The sequence below is a fragment of the Pseudomonas imperatae genome, from assembly GCF_057128625.1.
In genome coordinates this window covers 69,556-85,257 of record NZ_JBSKHP010000029.1, presented here as the reverse complement: position 1 = coordinate 85,257, position 15,702 = coordinate 69,556, and the positions used below count along the sequence as shown (strand labels likewise).

The following is a 15,702-nucleotide window of genomic DNA, read 5'->3' as shown; positions in this document are numbered from 1 at the left end:
GTTTCATAGGCGACCCTTGCGATGAAATTCTCAGAAATCATAGCAAGGGTTTGTCCGGGCGTTTTTACACACTCTGGGCCAGAAGCTGCCTTCCAGCCAAGCAATACCCCCCAGCCACATACGATAGTTGCCGAACGCCCCACCAGAAGTACTGCAGCGCCTTTGACGCGGCCTGGCGGCCGCTGCTACACATCTTCTCACCTCAGCCAACCAATCGCTTGCGCATGGGCGTGCACGCCAGCTCAAGCCCCGAAGGCGAGGTATAGATGCCGCCAACTTCCCCGAGGTAACCACACCGATGGTAAAACGCTGTGGCATTCGGGGTCGCGTCCAGGTGAATTTCGTCAAGCCCAGCCGCAATCGCCAGCCGCTCCAGGTGCTGGATCATGGCCTTGCCAATGCCCTGCCCCATGTACGTGGGCAACACAAAGAGCGCGCCCAGCTCCCCGGACTGGAAATCGATCAGCCCCGTGGCAACCGCCACGTCACCCCACCAGGCAATGTGGTACTGGCGCGCCACACTGGCCCGGTACCGGTCCGTCAGGGGCACCTGTGTCCAGGCTTGAACCTGTTCTGGCGTGTAGACGGTAATACATTGGTGTCGAATAGCCTGAAACCGGATATCGAAAGCGACCTCGGCGTCGCTGTACCTGGCTGGGCGGATCTGCAACATGCTCACTCTCCTTGTCATGGATGTTCATGACCGGAGCATGAAAAAGCCCCGGCCGTTGCTGGCGGGGCTTGGGGGGATGCGTGGGATTTACGCGCGCAACGCCCTATGGCCCGCCGAGGGGGGCATCATGGGGTGCATCTGGGTTACGCGGCTGCAAGTGGTCATGGGGGCATCATCTGATGTTTTGGAAGGGAGTGCAATTTTTCGGGCGCAGAGGTGTTCGATGTTGGACGGCAATCGGCGAGACGCAGCAGTGCGTGCGCTGCGATGGTCATCTCAAGTCTCCCAAGCCGTTGTAGTGAGAAGACTTTTCCACCCATCTTCGATACTGGCGAGTGCGCAAGGCCATGGCGAGCTGCTGCAAGATCAGCGCCCGCAACGGTGAAACGCTCGGATCGGTTTTTTTAGCTCGGCTGAGTTTGCGCAACTGAAACTTCACCACCGCCATGTTCGCCAAGGCGGCAATGGCTTTGTTTTTCCAGGTGATTGCAGGCAACTGCGGGGCGCTGTCCTTGCCCCGCTGCCAGTTACGAGGCAAGTGCGGGTCGATGGCCAACGCTGTGCCGATGCCCACCATGTCCACACCGCTGCGCACCACGCTTTCGGCCACCGGCCGGCGGCGGATACCGCCGGTAACCATCACCGGCATGTTGGCGACGGTTTGGATGTCACGGGCGAATTCGACGAAATACGCTTCACGCGCCAAGGTGCGATCGTCGCGGGCGTCACCCTGCATTGCGGGTACTTCGTAGCTGCCTCCGGATAACTCCACCATGTCCACGCCCAGGCCGTTGAGCAACTCAACCACCCGTTTCGCCTCATCGGCAGTGAACCCTCCACGCTGGAAATCGGCGGAATTGAGTTTAACCGCCACCGCAAATTCCGCGGACACCACTGCCCTGACCGCCTTGACGATGGCGAGTAACAGGCGCGCGCGGTTTTCCAGGGAGCCGCCCCACTCGTCCGTTCTTTGATTAGTCAGGGGCGAAAGGAACTGGCTCAGCAAATAGCCATGGGCGGCGTGGATTTCCACGCCGGTGAACCCGGCTTTTTCGCCCAGGCGGGCGGTGTTCGCGAAGCGCTGGATGACCTCTTCAATCACATCAGGGGTCATCGCCCGGGGCGTGGCGAAGCGCTTGGACATGTTCCCCAGTGCCAGTGGCACGGCCGACGGCGCCCACGTCGTTTGCCCGAGGTTGGCCTGCATCTGCCGACCTGGGTGATTGATCTGCAACCAGACCTGCGCACCGCCGGATCGAGCAATAAGCGCCCAACGCTTGAAAGGGGCCAGGTGTTTATCGTCCTGCAACACCACGCCACCCGGTCCGGTCATGGCGCGGCCGTCGACCATCACGTTGCCAGTGATGATCAGGCCGACACCGCCGTCCGCCCACGCTTGATAGAGCCGCATGAGGTCTTCGGAGGGCGCCTGGTGGGCGTCCGCCATGTTCTCCTCCATGGCGGCTTTGGCGATTCGGTTCTTGATGGTGGAACCGTTGGGAAGGGTCAGGGGGGCGAACACATTCATGGGGCAGTCCTCAACTGGAGATGAGGCCACCTTAAGATTGAAGTGAACTTTAAGGTCAATACCTTTTTGTAGCCCCCTCTTCTCGCAGACGAGTTATCAGCATTTGCGCGTTGTCCCCACACGCAACACCCTCGGGCTTAGCTTCAATGCCCTTGATGACGAGCAGAAGTTGCGCTTTGTTTTGCGCCAGCCGCTCCTGCAGCACACTGATTTCCTCCACCTTTTGCTTCAGCCCCGTGAGCAACGCGTCGTGCTGCCAACCGCTGGCGTTCCCCGGCATCAGTTGCCGGATCTCCTCCAACGAGAAACCTGCCGCCTGTGCACCGGTGATGAGTTCCAGCACCCATTGGGTATCAGGCGCGTAGTCCCGGTAGCCGTTGGTCTTGCGCTCGACGGAGTGAATCAAGCCACTGGCCTCGTAGAAACGGATTCGTGAGGGGGCCAGCCCGCTGATTTTCGCCAGTTCGCCTATTCTCATAACCCCACCCTGCACCACGCTTGACCTAAAAGCTGACTTTAAACCTAACGCCATCAGGCGGCCAAGGCGGGCTCAACCTTCGCTCGCAAGTTCCTCGCGAACAATCGTTGCGCCAGCACTCAACGCTCTCAACTTGCCGCTGGCCACTCGACGCGGCAACGGTGCCATGCCGCAGTTGGTGCAGGGGTAAAGTTTGTCGGCGTCGACGAATTGAAGGGCTTTGCGCAGGGTGTCGGCAACTTCCTCGGGCGTTTCGATGGCATGGTTGGCCACGTCAATGGCCCCGACCATCACCTTCTTGCCCCGGATCAGTTCGATCAGCTCCAGGGGAACGTGGGAGTTGTGACATTCCAGCGAGACGATATCGATGCTGGACTGTTGCAACTTGGGGAACGCCAGTTCGTACTGGCGCCACTCCGCGCCCAGCGTCTGTTTCCAATCGGTATTGGCCTTGATGCCGTAGCCATAGCAGATATGCACGGCGGTTTCGCAGTTGAGCCCTTCGATGGCGCGCTCCAGGGTGGCCACGCCCCAGTCGTTCACTTCATCAAAAAAGACGTTAAAGGCAGGCTCGTCAAACTGGATGATGTCCACCCCGGCAGCCTCGAGTTCCCTGGCCTCCTGGTTGAGAATTTTGGCAAATTCCCACGCCAGTTTTTCACGGCTTTTATAATGCGCATCAAACAGGGTGTCGATCATCGTCATGGGGCCTGGCAGTGCCCACTTGATGGGTTGCCGGGTCTGCTGCCGCAGGAATTTGGCGTCCTCGACGAACACTGGTTGTCTGCGCGCAACAGCGCCCACCACCGTGGGGACGCTGGCGTCGTAGCGATCACGGATCCTGACGGTCTTGCGCTGTTCAAAATCAACGCCGTCGAGGTGTTCGATGAACGTGGTCACGAAATGCTGACGGGTTTGTTCACCGTCGCTGACGATGTCGATACCGGCCAGTTGCTGCTCGTGCAACGCCAGGCGCAAGGCGTCTTGCTTGCCTTCAATCAGCGCTTCGTCGTGCAGTTTCCAGGGTGACCAGAGTGTCTCGGGTTGGGCAAGCCAGGCAGGCTTGGGCAGGCTGCCAGCCGTCGATGTGGGCAACAGTTTTTTCATGAAAAAGACCTTGGTTTAAATGAATCAAAACGTGCAGTTCGCCGCCCACTGTTCAAGCATGGCTTGGTAGGGTCTGATGAACTGTTCTTCGGCGAACTTGCCTTGTTCCACAGCCAAGCGACTACGTTCCTCTCGATCATAAACAATGCGCGTCAGCGAATAATCCTGGTGCGTCAGGCTTGGCTGGTAGGTTCTACCTGCCGCCGAATTGGCGTTGTAAATCTCGGGCCGGTAGATTTTCTGGAACGTGTCCATGGTGCTGATCGTGGCCATCAACTCCAGGTTGGAGTAATCACCCAACACATCGCCTGTAAAATAAAACGCCAGCGGCGCCGCACTGTTCGGCGGCATGAAGTAGCGAACCTTCATGCCCATTTGTTTGAAGTATTCATCGGTCAGCGAGTATTCATCCTGCTGGTACTCATGGCCCAATACAGGATGCTGGTTTTCGGTGCGGTGGTAGGTTCTGCTGCTCGAAACGCTCAGGCAGATGACCGGCGGCTTGTCGAAATGCGCTTGGTAGGCGCTGGAATTGACGAAGCACTTGAACAGCTTTCCGTGCAGCTCGCCAAAGCCTTCCGGTGTGCTGAACCCGGCCTGCTTGTTGTTGTGTTCCAGCAACCGCACGCTGAAATCGTAGTCGCGCACGTAAGAGGAAAAGTTATTGCCGACGATGCCGCTGATGCGCTCGTTGGTTTGACGGTCGACGATCGTAGTTTTGAGCACTTCGATCAGCGGGATGGCGTCACCACGGGTGCCGGCCCCCATGTTCATCTCGACGGAGATGATCTCCAGTTCAACGGTGTAGCGATCACCTGCGGGATTGTCCCAATGCGCCAGTGCGTTGAAACGGTTATCTATCATCTTCAACGTGTTGCGCAAATTCTCCTGGCGGCTTTCACCCCTGGCCAGGTTGGCGAAGTTGGTGGTGACCCGGGTATTGTTTGATGGCGAATAGTGCTCATCAAAATTTACGCGCTTGATCGTGAAGGTGAATTCATTGTTCATTCCAACTGCCACCCTGCTTTTCAATATTGACCAGCGTTCCGTTCCCTCACAGCCTTGGCGTTGCCGAGTGTGAAGAGCTGAGCGCAGGTTAAAGCGGGTGGCAGTTGAGTAAAAACGAATTGATTTCAAAAAAGCATTAGTTCTGCTCATGCCGCTGCAACAGCGCCACAACGAACTGGCCGGCGCTACCCCTTGGTCAAATCCACCAACGGCGTCTGCCGCACTTCGGTGTCGCGCCCACCCTGAATATCACTCACCTGCTTCAAGGCCTTGTCCACTGCGGCCTTGTCCGCCAACAGGCTGTAGCTGATGTGGAACTGCTTGTGCTCTTTCGGGCCAATGGTGGGTACCAGGTTCAATGGGCGCTGGTAACGGCGGTTGTAGGAAAAACTGGTCCCCGGTTCCAGCCCCGTGACGTAGCCCTGGCCCTGGGTATCGGTGTTTTTCCACAGGGAAAACACCGGCAGCGTCCGGGTGTTGAAACCGACCGCCACGCCCAGGTTGCCCGCCTGGTTATGCAGCACGGTCAAGGTATCGCCCTTGGCATCGGCATAGGGCACTACGTTGTAGACCGTTTCGTCGTAGTCCCTGGTGGGCGCGCGGTAGGTTTGCCAGTCGGCCAGGTCGCCCTTGGCCTTGTCGTTGAACGGCGACACCTGTTTCACCGGCGCGGCGAAACGCGCGCCCTGCTCCAGGAACGGGGTGCTGAAGTTGCTGTGGTACAGCGCCTGGTATTCCTTTGGGTAGTCGCCGTTGTTGGTGAGGGTGTCGTTGAGGGCGAACGCTACGCTGCCCGGTTCGGTGACCAGTTCGGTGGCGACGGCGAAGTCGACCTTCTTGAACGCCTGCTCTTTCAGCTCGCCACGCAAACTGATGGCGTACGGTGGCTGCTCGTCGATGTGCAGGGTGACTTTGCTTGCGGGTATGTTGGCGGCCCGCCCGTGCAGGGTCAGCAGCTCGCCGTTGTCGACGCCGGGGTGGCCGACCCATTCGTAGCCGCAGCGGGCCACCAGCTCGTTGAAGCCTTCCAGCCAGCCCAGCCCATCGCGGCCATTGAGTTCGATGAAGGCCGGGTTGACCACCTCCTTGACCGGTGAATCCCAGCCCATACGCACCTTGCCCACCGAGGCGTGCAAGACGTTCATGCCGCGGGTGGGCACCACCGAGAGTTGCATCGTGCCGTTATCGATGTCGACGATGCTGACGCCCTCCTGCCGCCCACCGTGCAGGGTACGCACCGTGACGCTGAAAGGTTTGGCGGTTTTCATCCCGAGCTGCTGGCTGGTGACCTGCCAGTTCTGGGCGGCTTTGTCAGTGTCGAGCAATACGTAATCCCAGGCCATGGCGTGGGAGCCGGCGGACAGGGCGCCGAGGGCAACGAAGAGTTTGAGCGGAGTCATTGCAGTAGCCTTTCTTGGAGTTGTGGGTTTTTTATAGCCTTGAAGAAACGTTTCAGCAAGCCCAGGGGCGACGTTCCCCGCCCATTTAGGCCATGATGCACGGCAGCGCGAGGCCCCTGGCGCGAACAGACAAGGAACGGTTGACCTTCACATGACCCTGCAACAACTGACCTACTTCCTGGCCGCGATCGAGCACGGCACCTTCTCCAAGGCCGCCGAAAGCCTGCACATCGCCCAGCCGTCGCTGTCCGAGCAGATCCTGCGCCTGGAAGAGCACCTGGGCACCCACGTGTTCATCCGCACCAACCGGCGGCTGGTGCTCACCGAGGCGGGGCGGCGCCTGCAGCCGTTCGCCCAAGGCATGGTCACCGCCGCCCGCCAAGGCTACGAGGCGGTGCAAGCGGTGCGCGAGCTCAGTGGCGGGGTGGCCAGCTTCGGCACGTTCGGCACGGCGCACCATTACTTCCTGACCGACCTGATCGAACAGTTCCGCACCCAGCACCCCGACATGCGCATCAAGATCGTGGGCTACAACTCGTCCGAGATCGCCGAGTTGGTCAGCCACGGCGATATCGAGGCGGGCCTGGTGATGCTGCCCATCAAGCAGCAGAACCTGACGGTCAGCGAGCCGGTCTGGTCGGCGCAGGTCGGCTACATCAGCGCCAACCCCGACCACCTGCAGGGCCCGAAAACCATCCGCGACCTGGCCACCGCGCCCCTGATCCTGACAGAAGCGCGCTGGAATACCGCCGACCCTATCCGCCGCCTGCTCGCCCAACTGGCGGCCAAGGGCGGCGAGGTGCTGGACCCGATCATCGAGGTGGAACACCAGGTCACCGGCTTTGAACTGGCCGCCCGCGGGCTCGGCGACGTCATTGCCACGCGCCCGATCCTGCATCAGCTGGGCTTCAATGACCGCCTGGGCTGGGTGCCGATCAACCCGCCCATCTTCGAAGTCTTCGGCTTTATTCACCGCCACGACACGCCCATTTCGCCGCCCACCCGGGTGCTGATGAACCTGATGCGCAGCCACCTGAGCCGTATCCAGGCGTTGTATGCGCATCTGGAGTCGCAGTAGCCATAGGCTGCGCCTATACGAAGCACTTTGTTTTACCCATTCATCCGCACGCAAGCCGGTTGGATACTGCCCCCACGGACGCCAATGACAGGCGCTTGCACCGTTCGATGAAGGGGGAGTCAACCATGTCCACTCAACTGCAGTACTGCATCATTGGCGCCGGGGCCGCAGGCCTGGCAGCGCTGAAGACCATGACCGACGCCGGCTTCCAGGTGGACTGTTACGAGAAGTCGGGGCACATCGGCGGCCACTGGAACACCGACTACGACGCGTTGCACCTGATCACCCCGAAAAGCAGCTCGTGCTTCGATGGTTTCCCGATGCCGGCGGACTACCCGGTGTACCCCAGCCGCGACCAGGTGAAGGCGTACATGAACGCCTACACCGACACCTTCGGCCTGCGCGAGAAAATCACCTTCAACACCGAAGTGCGCACCCTGGTGCCCCTGGGCGACAACGGCGAAGCGGGCTGGCAGGTGACCCTGGCCGACGGCACCCGCAAGCGCTACGCCGGGGTGCTGGTTGCCAACGGCCATTTGTGGGATTGCAAGATCCCCGAGGTGGGCAAAGGCTTTACCGGCGTGTCCATTCACTCGGGTGAATACCGCAACGTCAAACAGGTGGAAGGCAAGGTGCTGGTGGTGGGCTTCGGCAACTCCGGTTGCGACCTGGCCGTGGATGCCGCCCAGGCGCGCCTCGACACCACCATCGTGATCCGCCGTGGCCAGCTGTTCCAGCCCAAGACCATTTTCGGCGTGCCCCGCGGTGAGTTGCCGTTCCTCGGCCAGTTGCCGCCCGAACAGCAGAACATGGTGATGAACCTGCTGATCATGGCCACCGTCGGCTCGCACACGAACTACCCCGGCCTGCCTGCCCCGGAAAGCTACGACCTGGACGAACAGCCGCCGGTGGTCAACACCCTGCTGCTGTACTGGATTCAGCACGGCCGCATCAAGGTGGCCCCGGGCATCGAGCACATTGAAGGCAAGACCGTCACCTTCAGCGACGGCAGCCAGGGCGACTACGACACCATCGTCTGGGCGACCGGCTTCAACACCCGCCTGCCGTTCCTGGACGAGAACCTGCTGCAATGGCGCGACGGCGCGCCCCTGCGCACCGCCGCCATGACCCTGCCGACCAACCTTGAAGGCCTGTTCTACATCGGCCTGGGCGCCCCACGTGGCCCGCAATGGCCGGTGTACTGCGACCAGACCAAATTGGTGATGCGCTTCCTGAAACTGCGCGCCGCCGGCATGCAAGGCCTGGCGGCCAAGTTCGCCAGGCTGCAGCCGGCCGACTCGCGCATCGACATCATCAAGCGCGAATGGCTCGCCAGCTACAAAGACACCCAGCGCCAACTGGATGTCATGGAACTGTCCCTGCAACCCGCCGCCCCTATCGCCCAACTGGCCTGACTGGACTACTCATCATGACTACTGCACCTACCGCCAGCGTCATCATCACCGGCACCTCCTCCGGCATGGGCCAGGCTGTCGCCCAACGTTTCCAGGCCGAAGGCTGGCACGTGGTGGCCGTCGACGTCGCCCCCGGCACCCAAGCGCCCAGCGCTCTGTTCTCGCCGGTCGTGGGTGACATCACCCGCGAAGCAGAGCTGACCAGCGCCATCGACGCCGCCCTCGACGGCAAGGCGCCGTTGAAAGCCGTGATCAACGCGGCCGGGATTTTCCCGACCTCGTCGCTGGAAAGCTACAGCGACGCCCTGTACCGCAAGATCTTCGACATCAACGTGCTGGGCTCGCTGAACATCGCCCGCATCGGCACCCGGCACTTGAAGGCCGCCGGTGGCGGCGCCATCGTGTTCTTCGCGTCGGTGGACGCCTTCACGGTGTCCAAGAACCAACTGCTGTATAGCGCCTCGAAAGCCGCCGTAGTGTCCATCACCCGCTCGCTGGCGATTGAACTGGCCGACCACAACATCGTGGTCAACGCCCTGGCGCCGGGCTGGGTAGACACCGAAGGCACCCGTGCCGGTGGCCGCATCGAAGCGGCCATTGCGTCGATCCCGCTCAAGCGTGCCGCCCGCGTTGACGAAATCGCCGACTGGGTCTGGCAGCTCGGCGCCAAGCCGTCCTACGTCACGGGCGAGTCGCTGTGCATCGCCGGTGGTGTGTTCATGCGTTGACCCAATCGCAGGCCCCACGCGCCAAGACGTGGGCCTGCCCTTCCTCCTGACAGCTGCCTCATTACAATTATTCCAGAGGGCAAAATCATGGGCGAACTCTACGTTTCCTCCACGTCGCACGACAGGTCCACCCCGCGCGCCAAGGCCTCGACCTCGCGCAAACCGATGACCAAGGCCGTGGTCGGCGTGACCCTGGGCAACATGGTCGAATGGTTTGACTTTGCGTTGTACTCATCACTGGCCGGCATCATCGGCAAGACCTTCTTCCACAACGACAACCCCACCACGCAACTGCTGGCGATCTATGCAACCTTCGCCGCCGGTTTCCTCATCCGCCCCCTGGGGAGCCTGGTGTTCGGCCCCATCGGCGACAAGTACGGGCGGCGCATGGCGCTGTCGCTGAGCATCTCGTTGATGGCGGTGGCCACGTTCGCCATTGCGCTGATACCCAGCTACGCCAGCATCGGCGCGTTCGCCCCGATACTGCTGATCCTGATGCGCCTGCTGCAAGGCCTGTCCACGGGCGGCGAGTACGGCGGCTCGTGCACCTTCATCGCCGAGCACGCGCCGGACAAGCGCCGCAGCTTCCTCACCAGCTGGCTGGAGTTCGGCAATATCTCCGGCTTCCTGCTCGGTGGCGCGGTGGTCACGCTGTTCACCCTGACGCTGGGCGAAGCCACCATGGCCGACTGGGGCTGGCGCGTGCCGTTTGCCGTCGGCGGGCTGTTGGGCATGATTGCCCTGTACCTGCGCCTCAGCCTGGAAGAGACCCCGGTGTTCCAGCAAATGCAGGCGAACGAAGCCGCGCTGAAAAACAGCCCGGCGGCCAAAGTCGGCCTGTTCACCCTGCTGTTGAACGAGTGGCCGCAACTGCTCAAGTGCATGGGCCTGGTCACGGTGTTCAACGTGACGTACTACATCATCCTGGGGTACATCCCCGGTTACCTGGAGAACGTGCTGGGCTACAGCAACAGCTTCAGCCTGAGCCTGGGCATGACCGCCACGCTGTTCATGCTGGTGCTGATCCCGGTGTCCGGCCTGCTGGCGGACCGCATCGGCCGCAAGGCCATGATCATCGCCGGCTGCGCCCTGCTGATCGTGCTGGCCATCCCCTGCTTCATGCTGCTGCACAGCCAGTCGCTGCCCCTGCTGCTGGCGGCCATGCTGACCCTGACCCTGGCGCAACTGTTCTTCGAAGGCGCCATGCCGGCGACGCTGACATCGCTGTTCGGCTCCCGGGTGCGCTTCAGCGCCCTGGCCATCAGCTACAACGTCGCCGTGTCACTGTTTGGCGGCACCGCCCCGCTGATCAACACCTGGCTGATCAACGCCACCGGCAACCAGATGATACCGGCCTGGTACCTGATCGCAGGCGCCGTGGTCGGCCTGATTTCCGTCCTGTTCGTGAAGGACTCCACCGGCAAACCTCTCCCACAATGAGACCCATGATGACTACTCCAACCTCGCGTCAAAACATTTCCTCGGGCGGCCAGTACGAATCGGTGTTCGGCTACTCGCGTGCCGTGCGCGTGGGCAACCACCTGCACATCTCCGGCACCTGCGCCTCGCCCGACCATGAGCACAGCAACGCCGGGGAACAGGCCCAGGCCATCCTGGCCACCGTGCGCAACGTGCTGGCCGAAGCCGGCATGAGCGTGGAAGACGTGGTGCGCACCGTGGTCTACCTGCGCGACATCAACGATGCCGCCCAGGTGGCCAAGGCCCACAGCGACGTGTTCGACGGCATCCGCCCGGCCAGCAGCCTGATCCAGGTCGACTCCATGCTGCGGCCCTGGCAGAAGGTCGAGATAGAGACCTACGCCATCGTCGCCGGCTGACGCGGCCTGCCGGCCGCTGCTACAGGGCATGCCGCCCCCCCCGTAGCAGCTGCCGCAGGCGGCGTCAGCGGCACCCAGCCGTCAACGCTAGCCGAGCGAAGCAAGCCCACCCCGGCTTCACGCCACCTAAGGCAAATGCCCCAAGGGTAATCCCCCTTGAGGCTTGATGGTCTTGATCGCGAAATTGCTGCGAATATCCCGCACCCCCGGCAGCCTCAGTAGCGACTCCGTAAGAAAGCGCTCGTAGTCACGCAGATCTGGCACCACCACATGCAGCAGGAAGTCCGACTCACCTGAGACCAGGAACGCCGAGATGACCTCTGGCAGCGCCAGCACGGCCAAACGGAAGTTTTCGGCTTCGACCTCATGGTGACGTTCGACCTTCACCCCCACGAAGACAGTCAACCCCAGCCCCACGGCTTCCGCCTCCAGGCTGGCTTGGTAGCCGCGTATCACCCCCGCCTCCTCCAGCTGGCGTACCCGCCGCAAGCATGGCGAGGGGGACAGGCCAATCTCCTCGGCCAGTTGAACGTTGGTGAGCCGACCGTCGCGCTGCAGGGCGGTGAGAATACGTTTGTCGTAACCATCGAGCTTGGGGTAGACCGGGCGCTGAGTTGGCATAGGTAGCCTGTTGAGTAAGGGTTAATTGGCACAATCTGCCAATGATAGCCAATTCAAGGGTTCATTACGCAACCACCTGCCCTGCCCATGCGGCTTAGAATTTTGTCCTCACTTCCTGCCCTGACGGTCGCTGCCATGGACGATAAAGTTCTCTATCTCGCCGCCCTTGCGATGATTTTTCTCATGCCTGGCCCCGACATGGTCCTGCTGCTGCAGACCGGCGCTCGCCAGGGCCGCAGACGGGCGCTGGCCACCGCTTTGGGTTTGGCCCTGGCCCGTGCCGCTCATGTCACATTGGCGGCGGTAGGCCTGGCATCGCTGTTCAAGGTGCTACCCTGGACGTTCGAAATAGCCAAGTTCGGTGGGGCTGCCTATCTGCTCTGGCTCGGCCTCAGGATGTTCAAGCCGACCAGCCATGGCACACCATGCCACCCGCCTGCGCAGAGCACGCCGGGCCAGGGGCTGGCGGCGGTGCGGCGTGGCATGCTGACCAACCTCCTGAACCCCAAGGCCTTGTTGTTCTGCTCGGTGTTACTGCCGCAATTCATCCACCCGGGCCAGGGGCCCGTGCTGGGCCAATTTGCGCTCCTGGGCGTGATATTAGTGAGCGTGGGCGCAGTGTTCGACGTAGCCTACGCCACCGCTGGCGGCTGGATGGGCCGCCGCCTGGAACACAGCGCCGTCGCGCAGAAGGTCCAGCAATGGCTGTTTGGCGGGATGTTGATCGGGTTCGCGGTGCGGCTGGCGTGGGTGCAGCAGGGCTAATCTACCTGTAGCAGCGGCCGCCAGGCCGCGTCAGAAGCCGCTGCGTTGTGCCTGGCTCACCGTGGTTGCAAGACGCCGCCTGGCGGCAGCTGCTACATCCTGTGGGAGCTGGCTTGCCAGCGAGCTGTGGGGCCATAGAAGCTCGCTGGCAAGCCAGCTCCCACAAAGGCAGTTGCAGCTACGGCAACCCCAGGGCCTTGCGGCCCTGGGCCATGGACTCAGGCGCGACACCGGCGAACAAGTTCGCCTGGCTTTTCACCAGCCCGGTACACCGGGCAACCCCCACCATTGCCTCCAGGTATTTGAGCCCCACGGTGGAGGAATCCACCACGGGCACGCGCGTGCCCTGCACGTGGCTGTAGCCGGCGCGACGCAACAGTGGCCCGTAATAGGCACAGCCCACCAGGATCACGTCTGCCCCGTCGCTGATGCACGCGTGCGCCGCAGCCTCGAAACGAGGAATGAATTGCCGTGCTGGCGCATCGACGGCTTCCAGCAATAGCTGTGCATCGGAATAGGGCGTGATGGACCGGACCGGCCGAGCGATACAGCGGTCCCGCAGGCCATAGGCGATGATATCGCGCTCGATGGCCACGGCAGTCTTGTCGGAGACCGTGACCACCGCAAACCGTTGGCCCATGGCCAGGGCGGCTAGCATCGACTGCTCGCCCACCGAAGCTACCGGGATGTCGAGCATCTCGCGTGCTTCCCACAAAGGGTCATTCCAACAGCCCAGATAAACGCCATCGTATCCGTCGGCCTGGGCTTGGATGGCGGCTTCCACCATCAGCACCGAGTTCAGGTGCTCGGCGTACTGCGAGCGGGTGAAGCCACCGCTGGTGGCCAGGAAGCGAAAGTCCAGTTGAACGTTTGGGGCAACCACGGCGCCGACACGCTCGTGAATGGTCGCCCATAGCGGCTCCAGGGCCGGGTTACGGGCAGTCGGGTGAATCCAGCACAGTTTCATCGAGGCATTCCTCTTGGCCAATAAAAACCGGCGAACGGGTCGCCGGTTGCAGGGCAAAACGGCTCCTGGCATGGGATTGCCGGCGCATGCCTCTACCAGCAGCATTGTGGCGCTCGGTGTAGGGCGAGATGAACGGTGGGTTTCCAGTGTCTTGCATAGGCGGGGCCTATAGAGGCGTGGTTGCTCTGCGCTCTTTGCTCAGCCTTGCCACAGCGCTGGCAAATGCCATAGCCTGCTTGTCTTCGACACTCACCATCGACGGGACAGCGATGAAGCCACCACAGGGACGTAGCGAATCAAGCGGGCTGCAATGCCGGCCTCTTGGGCCAGATGACGCCGAGAGAGGCCGAGTTCGCCAGGCGGGGTATCAGCTTTGCCGTACTGCACGCCACCCAGGTTGGAAAGCCTGTGTATGAGCAGATAGGCTGGATGGGGACGTCGGAGATGGCCAAGGCTATCACTGGATAACGACCGCTACCCACACGCGCCCCCCCCGAGCCAAACCCATGCCCAACCCACCCTTCGCCCCGTACCAACACCTGGCCAGCGACCTCCTGGCCTGCTTACCCACCACCAACGACGGCTCCCACGACCTGTCGCACCTTCAGCGGGTATGGTCCAACGTCCGGCGCATCCAACAGTGCGAAGGCGGTAACCTGGAAGTGCTGCTGGCTGCCACCCTGCTGCACGATTGCGTGGCGGTCGAGAAAGACTCGCCCTTGCGGGCCCAGGCCTCGACGCTTTCGGCCGAAAAGGCCGCTTCGATCCTGACGGATAGAGGCTGGGAGCCGAGCCGGGTCGCACAGGTTGCCCATGCCGTGCAGGCCCACAGCTTCTCGGCAGGCGTCGCGCCCCAGACCCTGGAGGCGAAGATACTGCAGGACAGCGACCGCCTGGACGCCATTGGCATGGTGGGCGTGGCGCGCTGTTTCTACGTTGCCGGGCGCATGGGCTCGGCGCTGTACGATTTCAGCAACCCCACGGCTGCCGATCGCGACTACCAGGACAAGCAGTTTGCCATCGAGCATTTCCACACCAAGCTGCTGACGCTCGCGGTCGGCTTCCAGACAGCCGAGGGCGCCCGCCTGGCTGCGGTGCGCCATGGGCGGCTGGAGTCATTCCTGGCGGATTTCATGGATGAGATTGGGGGGTGAAGACACTGGCGGTCGTCTGCCTGACTTGCTCGCGCAGCCATCGGTGCACAGGTTCGGCGTCGTGCCGGGGATGCCAGCTCATGGCGATACTGACCTGCGGCGTGGCCACTGGCAGCGCAAACACATGCAACTGGTTGGAGTGAGGACTCCAGCGGGCAAATGGCTCCGGTATGGCGGCGATGAAATCCGAGCTCATGGCCATGGCCAAGGCCGCCTGAAACGACGGCACCACAAGGGCCACGCGCCGCTTGGCGTTGACCGCCGCAAGTCCATGATCGATAGGGCCATCGGCCACACCACGCCGTGAGGCGTTGACGTGCGGCCAGGCAATGAACTGCTCGACACCGATGTGCTCAAGCGGGACCAGCGGGTGATCCGCCCTGACCACGCCCATGAACTGTGTCCTCAGTAGGGTTTGGGTCTTGATCTCCGGCGCGTCGCCATCGAGCACTCCCAGGTCCAGGTCCACCTCGCCGCTGCGCAACGCCTCCATGCTTTGCTGTGGGCGCAACACGAAACGCAGGGTAATCCCCGGCGCCTGCTCCAGCAGCCGGGCGCACAGCGCCGCCGCCCAGGTCCCGATCACGCCATCGCTGGTACGCAGAGTGAAGGTCCGCTCGACTTGGGCAAGCTCGATATCCGGCGGCGCGAGGATACCCCGCACCTCTTCGATCAAGGTCCGCACCCGCTCCCGCAAATCCAGCGCCCGCTGGGTGGGCACCAGGCCTCGCCCTGCCGGCACAAACAACGGATCACCCAAGGCGTGGCGCAGATGCGCGAGGCGACGACTCATCGCCGGGGCGCTCAGATTCAGGCGCCTGGCCGCACCAGCAACGCTGCCCTCGTTGAGCAACGCGTCCAGGTCAATCAAGTGGTTGAGATCGAGGTTCTTCATGGTGGAACTGCACCTTAAGACAGGTATCGCCAGGCATCTGCTGCAAA

16 protein-coding genes and 1 pseudogene are annotated in these 15,702 nt (G+C 62.2%); 8 read left to right on the top strand and 9 right to left on the bottom strand.

Annotated features, from left to right (window positions below):
• Window positions 1-202: 202 nt before the first annotated feature.
• The 6 genes from ACWKWX_RS27565 to ACWKWX_RS27540 form a co-directional block, all read right to left on the bottom strand.
• The gene (locus ACWKWX_RS27565; protein WP_483829439.1) at window positions 203-673 is read right to left on the bottom strand and encodes a GNAT family N-acetyltransferase; all 471 of its coding nucleotides are present in this window, start codon (window positions 671-673) and stop codon (window positions 203-205) included.
• 271 nt (window positions 674-944) lie between these two features.
• Window positions 945-2,201 carry an NADH:flavin oxidoreductase/NADH oxidase family protein gene (locus ACWKWX_RS27560; RefSeq protein WP_483829438.1) on the bottom strand — a complete coding sequence of 419 codons (1,257 nt, stop codon included), beginning with the start codon at window positions 2,199-2,201 and terminating at the stop codon, window positions 945-947.
• A 55-nt stretch (window positions 2,202-2,256) separates the two neighbouring features.
• Window positions 2,257-2,679 (bottom strand): MerR family transcriptional regulator, encoded by a 423-nt coding sequence (locus ACWKWX_RS27555; protein WP_483829437.1) that lies wholly within the window; start codon window positions 2,677-2,679, stop codon window positions 2,257-2,259.
• Window positions 2,680-2,751: 72 nt separating this feature from the next.
• On the bottom strand, window positions 2,752-3,786 hold the full coding sequence (locus tag ACWKWX_RS27550; protein ID WP_483829436.1) for a methionine synthase: 1,035 nt from the start codon (window positions 3,784-3,786) through the stop codon (window positions 2,752-2,754).
• A gap of 24 nt (window positions 3,787-3,810) precedes the next feature.
• A complete protein-coding gene (locus ACWKWX_RS27545) occupies window positions 3,811-4,794 on the bottom strand; it encodes a DUF1852 domain-containing protein (protein WP_483829435.1) in 984 nt (327 codons plus the stop codon).
• Between the two features lie 185 nt (window positions 4,795-4,979).
• Window positions 4,980-6,194, bottom strand: a complete 1,215-nt coding sequence (locus ACWKWX_RS27540) for an aldose 1-epimerase family protein (protein ID WP_483829434.1) — start codon at window positions 6,192-6,194, stop codon at window positions 4,980-4,982.
• A 151-nt stretch (window positions 6,195-6,345) separates the two neighbouring features.
• Here ACWKWX_RS27540 and ACWKWX_RS27535 point away from each other — a divergent pair, with 151 nt between their 5' ends.
• The 5 genes from ACWKWX_RS27535 (at window position 6,346) to ACWKWX_RS27515 (ending at window position 11,253) form a co-directional block, all read left to right on the top strand.
• Window positions 6,346-7,272 carry a LysR family transcriptional regulator gene (locus ACWKWX_RS27535; RefSeq protein ID WP_416425042.1) on the top strand — a complete coding sequence of 309 codons (927 nt, stop codon included), beginning with the start codon at window positions 6,346-6,348 and terminating at the stop codon, window positions 7,270-7,272.
• Window positions 7,273-7,397: 125 nt separating this feature from the next.
• Window positions 7,398-8,687, top strand: coding sequence for a flavin-containing monooxygenase (locus ACWKWX_RS27530; RefSeq protein WP_473003026.1), 1,290 nt, complete (start codon window positions 7,398-7,400; stop codon window positions 8,685-8,687).
• Window positions 8,688-8,701: 14 nt separating this feature from the next.
• On the top strand, window positions 8,702-9,415 hold the full coding sequence (locus ACWKWX_RS27525) for an SDR family NAD(P)-dependent oxidoreductase (protein WP_416425044.1): 714 nt from the start codon (window positions 8,702-8,704) through the stop codon (window positions 9,413-9,415).
• Between the two features lie 87 nt (window positions 9,416-9,502).
• Window positions 9,503-10,855, top strand: a complete 1,353-nt coding sequence (locus ACWKWX_RS27520; protein WP_483829433.1) for an MFS transporter — start codon at window positions 9,503-9,505, stop codon at window positions 10,853-10,855.
• 5 nt (window positions 10,856-10,860) lie between these two features.
• Window positions 10,861-11,253, top strand: coding sequence for a Rid family hydrolase (locus ACWKWX_RS27515; RefSeq protein ID WP_483829432.1), 393 nt, complete (start codon window positions 10,861-10,863; stop codon window positions 11,251-11,253).
• A gap of 126 nt (window positions 11,254-11,379) precedes the next feature.
• On the opposite strand, the gene ACWKWX_RS27510 is transcribed toward ACWKWX_RS27515, so the two are convergent.
• Window positions 11,380-11,874, bottom strand: coding sequence for an Lrp/AsnC family transcriptional regulator (locus tag ACWKWX_RS27510; RefSeq protein WP_416427412.1), 495 nt, complete (start codon window positions 11,872-11,874; stop codon window positions 11,380-11,382).
• 135 nt (window positions 11,875-12,009) lie between these two features.
• Here ACWKWX_RS27510 and ACWKWX_RS27505 point away from each other — a divergent pair, with 135 nt between their 5' ends.
• Window positions 12,010-12,639: a LysE family translocator gene (locus ACWKWX_RS27505; protein WP_483829431.1), complete on the top strand. Its 630-nt coding sequence runs from the start codon at window positions 12,010-12,012 to the stop codon at window positions 12,637-12,639.
• 178 nt (window positions 12,640-12,817) lie between these two features.
• On the opposite strand, the gene ACWKWX_RS27500 is transcribed toward ACWKWX_RS27505, so the two are convergent.
• Complete coding sequence (locus ACWKWX_RS27500; protein ID WP_483829430.1) at window positions 12,818-13,606, bottom strand: aspartate/glutamate racemase family protein; 789 nt, start codon at window positions 13,604-13,606, stop codon at window positions 12,818-12,820.
• A 342-nt stretch (window positions 13,607-13,948) separates the two neighbouring features.
• On the opposite strand from ACWKWX_RS27500, the pseudogene ACWKWX_RS27495 reads away from it, so the two are divergent.
• Window positions 13,949-14,074 (top strand): annotated as a pseudogene (locus tag ACWKWX_RS27495) (GNAT family N-acetyltransferase); the annotation flags it as partial.
• A 38-nt stretch (window positions 14,075-14,112) separates the two neighbouring features.
• Window positions 14,113-14,760, top strand: coding sequence for an HD domain-containing protein (locus ACWKWX_RS27490; protein ID WP_483829429.1), 648 nt, complete (start codon window positions 14,113-14,115; stop codon window positions 14,758-14,760).
• Here ACWKWX_RS27490 and ACWKWX_RS27485 read toward each other — a convergent pair.
• Window positions 14,738-15,655: a LysR family transcriptional regulator gene (locus tag ACWKWX_RS27485; RefSeq protein ID WP_483829428.1), complete on the bottom strand. Its 918-nt coding sequence runs from the start codon at window positions 15,653-15,655 to the stop codon at window positions 14,738-14,740. The genes ACWKWX_RS27490 and ACWKWX_RS27485 overlap by 23 nt on opposite strands.
• Between the last annotated feature and the right edge of the window lie 47 nt (window positions 15,656-15,702).